4 protein-coding genes are annotated in these 6,485 nt (G+C 55.2%); all 4 read left to right on the forward strand.

The genetic code is table 11. The features are described from left to right. Positions 1-96: 96 nt before the first annotated feature. On the forward strand, positions 97-1,830 hold the full coding sequence (tamA, locus tag OGV67_RS19680) for an autotransporter assembly complex protein TamA (protein WP_012134388.1): 1,734 nt from the start codon (positions 97-99) through the stop codon (positions 1,828-1,830). Next, a complete protein-coding gene (gene tamB / locus OGV67_RS19685) occupies positions 1,827-5,606 on the forward strand; it encodes an autotransporter assembly complex protein TamB (protein WP_115615202.1) in 3,780 nt (1,259 codons plus the stop codon). The genes tamA and tamB overlap by 4 nt, the downstream gene beginning before the upstream one ends. Before the next feature lie 2 nt (positions 5,607-5,608). Continuing rightward, positions 5,609-5,953 (forward strand): gamma-glutamylcyclotransferase family protein, encoded by a 345-nt coding sequence (locus OGV67_RS19690; protein ID WP_012134386.1) that lies wholly within the window; start codon positions 5,609-5,611, stop codon positions 5,951-5,953. Between the two features lie 257 nt (positions 5,954-6,210). Further along, positions 6,211-6,485 (forward strand): type VI secretion system tube protein TssD (gene tssD, locus OGV67_RS19695; RefSeq protein ID WP_200051227.1); only part of this gene is annotated, 275 nt, incomplete at its 3' end.

Below are 6,485 nucleotides of genomic sequence, written 5' to 3' on the forward strand. Positions count from 1 at the left end.
TGTTTTTCAATCCCGGTTGTTGGGTTTTTGTTAAGCCGTGGAGCGGCATTGTGATTTCCTTCCAGGGGTGGGAATAAGGGATATTCAGGAGAAAACGTGCCATATATCCGTCAGTTATGCTGGGTTAGCTTACTGTGCTTAAGCGGTTCTGCCGTAGCCGCAAACGTCCGTTTACAGGTCGAGGGGTTATCGGGCGAGCTGGAAAAAAACGTTCGTGCGCAGTTGTCTACGATTCAAAGTGATGAAGTGACGCCGGACCGGCGTTTTCGCGCGCGCGTTGATGATGCCATCCGCGAAGGGTTAAAAGCGCTGGGCTACTACGAGCCGACCATTGATTTTGAGCTGCGCCCGCCGCCGGAGAAGGGGCGTCAGGTCTTGCTCGCCAAAGTGACGCCAGGCGAACCGGTTCGCATCGGCGGAACAGAAGTGATTTTACGCGGCGGCGCGCGTACCGACAGGGATTATCTGGATTTGCTGAAAACGCGTCCGGCCATCGGAACCGTGCTGAATCATGGCGACTATGACGGCTTCAAAAAGTCATTAACCAGCGTGGCGCTACGTAAAGGCTATTTCGACAGTGAATTTAATAAAAGCCAGTTAGGCGTGTCGCTCGATCGTCACCAGGCGTTCTGGGACATCGATTACAACAGCGGCGAGCGCTATCGCTTTGGTCAGGTCACTTTCGAAGGTTCGCAGATTCGCGACGAGTATCTGCAAAACCTGATCCCGTTCAAAGAGGGAGATTACTACCAGTCGAAAGACCTGGCGGAACTGAACCGCCGTCTGTCGGCCACCGGCTGGTTTAACTCGGTCGTCGTCGCGCCTGAATTTGATAAAGCGCGCGAAACCAAAGTATTACCGTTGCACGGCGTCATGTCGCCACGTACTGAAAACACCATTGAAACGGGCGTCGGCTACTCTACCGACGTCGGGCCGCGTGTGAAGGCGACGTGGAAAAAACCGTGGATGAACTCCTACGGCCACAGCCTGACCACCAGCGCCAGTATCTCCGCCCCGGAGCAGCAGGTCGATTTCAGCTATAAAATGCCGCTCTTAAAGAACCCGCTGGAACAATACTATCTGGTTCAGGGGGGGATTAAGCGCACCGATCTCAACGACACCGAAGCGGACTCCTCCACGCTTGCCGTTTCCCGCTACTGGGACCTTTCCAGCGGCTGGCAGCGCGCCATCAATCTGCGCTGGAGCCTCGATCACTTTACGCAGGGTAACGTCACCAACACCACCATGCTGCTCTATCCGGGCGTGATGATCAGCCGTACCCGATCGCGCGGCGGCCTGATGCCGACGTGGGGGGATTCCCAGCGTTACTCCATCGATTACTCAAACACCGCCTGGGGTTCGGACGTGGATTTCTCGGTATTTCAGGCGCAAAACGTCTGGATTCGCTCGCTGTACGATCGCCATCGCTTCGTGATGCGCGGTAACCTGGGCTGGATTGAGACCGGCGATTTCGACAAAGTGCCGCCGGATTTGCGTTTCTTCGCTGGTGGCGATCGCAGTATTCGCGGTTATAAATACAAATCTATCTCGCCGGAAGACAGCGACGGCAACCTGAAAGGGGCGTCGAAGCTGGTGACGGGCTCGCTGGAATACCAGTATAACGTGACCGGAAAATGGTGGGGGGCGATGTTCGTCGACAGCGGCGAAGCCGTCAGCGATATCCGTAAGAGCGACTTTAAAACCGGCGCCGGGGTGGGCGTGCGTTGGCAGTCTCCGGTCGGGCCGATCAAGCTCGATTTTGCCGTGCCGGTTGGTGACAAAGACGAACACGGTTTACAGTTTTACATCGGTCTGGGGCCTGAATTATGAGTTTATGGAAGAAAATAAGCCTCGGCGTACTGATTTTTATTCTGCTGCTGCTGGGAACTGTGGCGTTCCTGGTGGGTACCACGACGGGGCTGCATCTGGTCTTTAACGCGGCGAACCGTTGGGTGCCGGGGCTGGAGATCGGTCAGGTAACTGGCGGCTGGCGTGACCTGTCGCTGAAAAATATTCGTTACGATCAGCCCGGCGTGGCGGTGAATGCCGGTGAAATCCACCTGGCGGTGAAACTCGGCTGTCTGTGGGACAGCAGCCTGTGTGTTAACGATCTGTCGTTGAAGGACATCAACGTCGCCATCGACAGCAAAAAAATGCCGCCTTCCGAACCAGTGGAGGAAGAAGAGGACAGCGGGCCGCTGAATCTTTCCACGCCGTATCCCATCACGCTTTCGCGCGTGGCGCTCAGCAATATCAATCTCAAAATTGATGATACGACCGTCTCGGTGATGGATTTCACCTCCGGCCTTAACTGGCAGGAGAAAACCCTGACTCTGAAGCCAACTTCGCTACAGGGACTGCTAATCGCGTTGCCAAAAGTGGCGGAAGTGGCGCAGGAAGAGGTGGTTGAACCGAAGATTGACCATCCCCAACCGGATGAAAAGCCGCTTGGCGAGACGCTGAAAGATCTGTTCTCAAAGCCCGTGTTGCCGGAGATGGCCGATGTGCATCTGCCGCTCAACCTTAATATTGAGGAGTTTAAGGGCGAACAGCTGCGCGTGACGGGCGATACTGACCTGACGGTGCGCAACATGCTGCTGAAAGTCAGCAGCATCGACGGCAATATGAAACTGGATGCGCTGGATATCGACGCCAACCAGGGCACCGTCAATGCGACCGGAACGGCGCAGTTGACCAACTCGTGGCCGGTGGATATCACCCTCAACAGCACGCTGAATATCGATCCGCTGAAAGGCGAAAAGGTGAAGCTGAAGGTAGGCGGCGCGCTGCGTGAACAACTGGAGATCGGCGTTAACCTCTCCGGGCCGGTGGATATGGGTCTGCGCGCCCAGACGCGCCTCGCCGAGGCTGGGTTGCCGCTGAACGTCGAAGTGGCAAGCCGCCAGGTTTACTGGCCGTTTACCGGCGACAAGCAGTTCCAGGCCGACGATATCAAACTCAAACTTACCGGCAAGATGACCGACTACACGTTGTCGATGCGCACGGCGGTGAAGGGGCAGGACATTCCGCCCGCCACCATTACCCTGGATGCGAAAGGCAACGAACAGCAGATCAATCTCGATAAGCTCACCGTGGCGGCGCTGGAAGGGAAAACCGAGCTGAAAGCGCTGGTCGACTGGCAGCAGGCGATCAGCTGGCGCGGCGAACTGACGCTGGACGGCATCAACACGGCGAAAGAGATCCCGGACTGGCCTTCTACGCTTAATGGCCTGATCAAAACCCGGGGAAGCCTCTATGGCGGCAGCTGGCAGATGGATGTGCCTGAGCTGAAACTGACCGGTAACGTGAAGCAGAACAAGGTCAATGTTAACGGCTCTCTGAAGGGTAACAGCTACATGCAGTGGGTCATTCCGGGTCTGCATCTGGAGCTGGGACGCAATAGCGCCGATGTGAAAGGCGAACTGGGCATTAAGGATCTCAATCTCGACGCCACGATTGATGCGCCGAATCTGGATAACGCGCTGCCGGGGTTGGGCGGTACCGCCAAAGGGCTGGTGAAAGTCCGTGGTACGGTCGATGCGCCGCAGCTGCTGGCGGATATCAACGCGCGCGGATTACGCTGGCAGGAGCTGTCGGTGGCGCAGGTGCGTGTGGAAGGGGACATCAAATCCACCGACCAGATCGCCGGGAATCTTGACGTTCGCGTTGAGCGGATTACGCAGCCGGACGTCAATATCAACCTCGTCACCCTGAATGCCAAAGGCAGCGAAAAGCAGCATGAACTGCAACTGCGGATTCAGGGCGAGCCGGTCTCCGGGCAGCTTGCGCTTGCGGGCAGTTTTGACCGTAAAGAAGCGCGCTGGAAAGGCACGCTCAGCAATACGCGCTTCCAGACGCCGGTGGGGCCGTGGTCGCTGACGCGCGCCATTGCGCTGGATTATCGTAACCAGGAACAGAAAATCAGCATCGGGCCGCACTGCTGGACGAACCCGAATGCGGAGCTGTGCGTACCGCAAACGATCGATGCCGGGGCAGAAGGACGGGCGGTAGTGAATCTCAACCGTTTCGATCTGGCGATGCTGAAGCCGTTTATGCCGGATGCCACGCAGGCCAGCGGCGTCTTTAGCGGAAAAGCGGATGTCGCGTGGGACACCACCAAAGAGGGGCTGCCGCAAGGGCAGGTCACGCTGTCTGGTCGTAACGTGAAGGTAACGCAACGGGTCAATGACGCGCCGTTACCGGTGGCTTTCGACACGCTGAACCTGAATGCCGATCTGCACAATAACCGGGCGCAGTTAGGCTGGATGATCCGTCTGACCAATAACGGTCAGTTCGACGGGCAGGTACAGATAACCGATCCGCAAGGGCGGCGTAATATTGGCGGTAACGTCAATATCCGCAACTTCAACCTGGCGATGGTCAACCCTGTCTTCTCGCGCGGCGAAAAAGCGGCGGGCATGTTGAACGCAAACCTGCGTCTGGGGGGCGACGTACAAAGCCCACAGATGTTTGGTCAGCTACAGCTGAGCGGCCTGGATGTGGATGGCAACTTTATGCCGTTTGATATGCAGCCAAGCCAACTGGCGATGAATTTCAACGGTACGCGCTCAACTCTGCAAGGCGTGGTGCGCACACAGCAGGGGCAAATTAATCTGAGCGGCGACGCCGACTGGAGCCAGATAGATAACTGGCGCGCCCGCGTGGCGGCGAAAGGCAGCCGCGTGCGTATCACCGTGCCGCCGATGGTGCGGCTGGATGTTTCCCCGGATGTGGTCTTTGAGGCGACGCCGAGCCTGTTCACGCTGGATGGACGCGTGGATGTGCCGTGGGCGCGTATCGTGGTGCATGAACTGCCGGAAAGCGCGGTAGGCGTCTCCAGTGATGAAGTCATGCTCAATAACGATCTACAGCCTGAAAATCCGCAGAGCGCGTCGATTCCGATCAACAGCAATCTGATTGTCCACGTAGGGAACAACGTCCGCATGGATGCGTTTGGCCTGAAAGCGCGTCTGACCGGCGACCTGAAAGTTGCGCAGGATAAACAGGGACTGGGGCTTAACGGGCAGATCAATATTCCTGACGGGCGCTTCCATGCGTATGGTCAGGATCTGATCGTGCGTAAGGGGGAACTGCTGTTCTCTGGCCCGCCGGATCAGCCATTGCTCAACATCGAGGCGATTCGTAATCCTGAATCGACGGAGAACGACGTCATTGCCGGGGTGCGCGTGACCGGCACTGCGGATGAGCCGAAAGCGGAAATCTTCTCCGATCCGGCGATGTCCCAGCAGGAGGCGCTGTCTTACCTGCTGCGCGGCCAGGGGCTGGAGAGCGATCAGAGCGACAGTGCGGCGATGACCTCAATGCTTGTTGGTCTGGGGGTTGCACAAAGTGGTCAGGTTGTGGGTAAAATCGGGGAGACATTTGGCGTAAGCAATCTGGCGCTGGACACGCAAGGGGTGGGCGACTCATCCCAGGTTGTGGTCAGCGGATATGTGCTGCCAGGTCTGCAAGTGAAATATGGTGTGGGTATATTTGACTCTTTGGCGACGCTCACGTTACGTTATCGCCTGATGCCTAAGCTATATCTGGAAGCAGTGTCTGGCGTAGATCAGGCACTTGATTTGCTCTATCAGTTCGAGTTTTAGCAATGCGAATATTTGTTTACGGCAGTTTACGACGCAAACAGGGCAACAGCCACTGGATGACCAACGCCCAGTTGCTGGGCGATTACAGTATCGATAACTACCAGTTGTATAGCCTGGGCCACTATCCAGGCGCAGTTCCGGGAAACGGATCGGTACACGGTGAAGTTTATCGTATTGATAACGCCACGCTGGCCGAACTTGATGCCTTGCGCACCAGGGGCGGCGAATATGCACGCCAGTTAATCCAGACACCGTACGGAAGCGCATGGATGTATGTGTACCAACGTCCGGTCGAAGGGTTAACGCTGATTGAAAGCGGTAACTGGTTAGACAGAGACCAGTGCTGATCAAAAAACACGCCACCTTCGGGTGGCGTTGTTTTATGTGGTGCCAGCCGTCGTCCTGGATTATCAGGACGTACTTATCTTTTTGTTCATTACGCAAAATGCTTATTAAATGAAACACTAATTAGTGTGAATTATTATTCTTCTTAAAATATTATCTTGTATTATTATAAAGTAATATGATCCCGCTAGCGGAAATAATTTTATTTCAGTCGCATTCTCGTTCTACCAAATAATTATCCAGGTAAGGATAGTAATGGATGAGTGATATTGTTTATCTTAAACTCATTGGTGAGCAACAAGGTGATATTTCTGATGGATGTGGCACAACTGATTCAGTCGGTAATCGTTGGCAACGAAACCATGTGAATGAAATATTTGTGTTTTCTTTGAGTTCGGGGGTAACGAATACAGGTAAAGGTGCGAATCTACAGAGCTTAACATTCAGCAAGCAAATAGATAAAAGTTCACCGCTGTTAGCTAATGCGATTAATAACAATGAAAACCTGTTTCTGGCGTTTTGGTTTTACCGCAT

It is taken from the genome of Citrobacter sp. CK188 (assembly GCF_030333525.1).
Classification (GTDB): Bacteria; Pseudomonadota; Gammaproteobacteria; order Enterobacterales; family Enterobacteriaceae; genus Citrobacter_B; species Citrobacter_B koseri.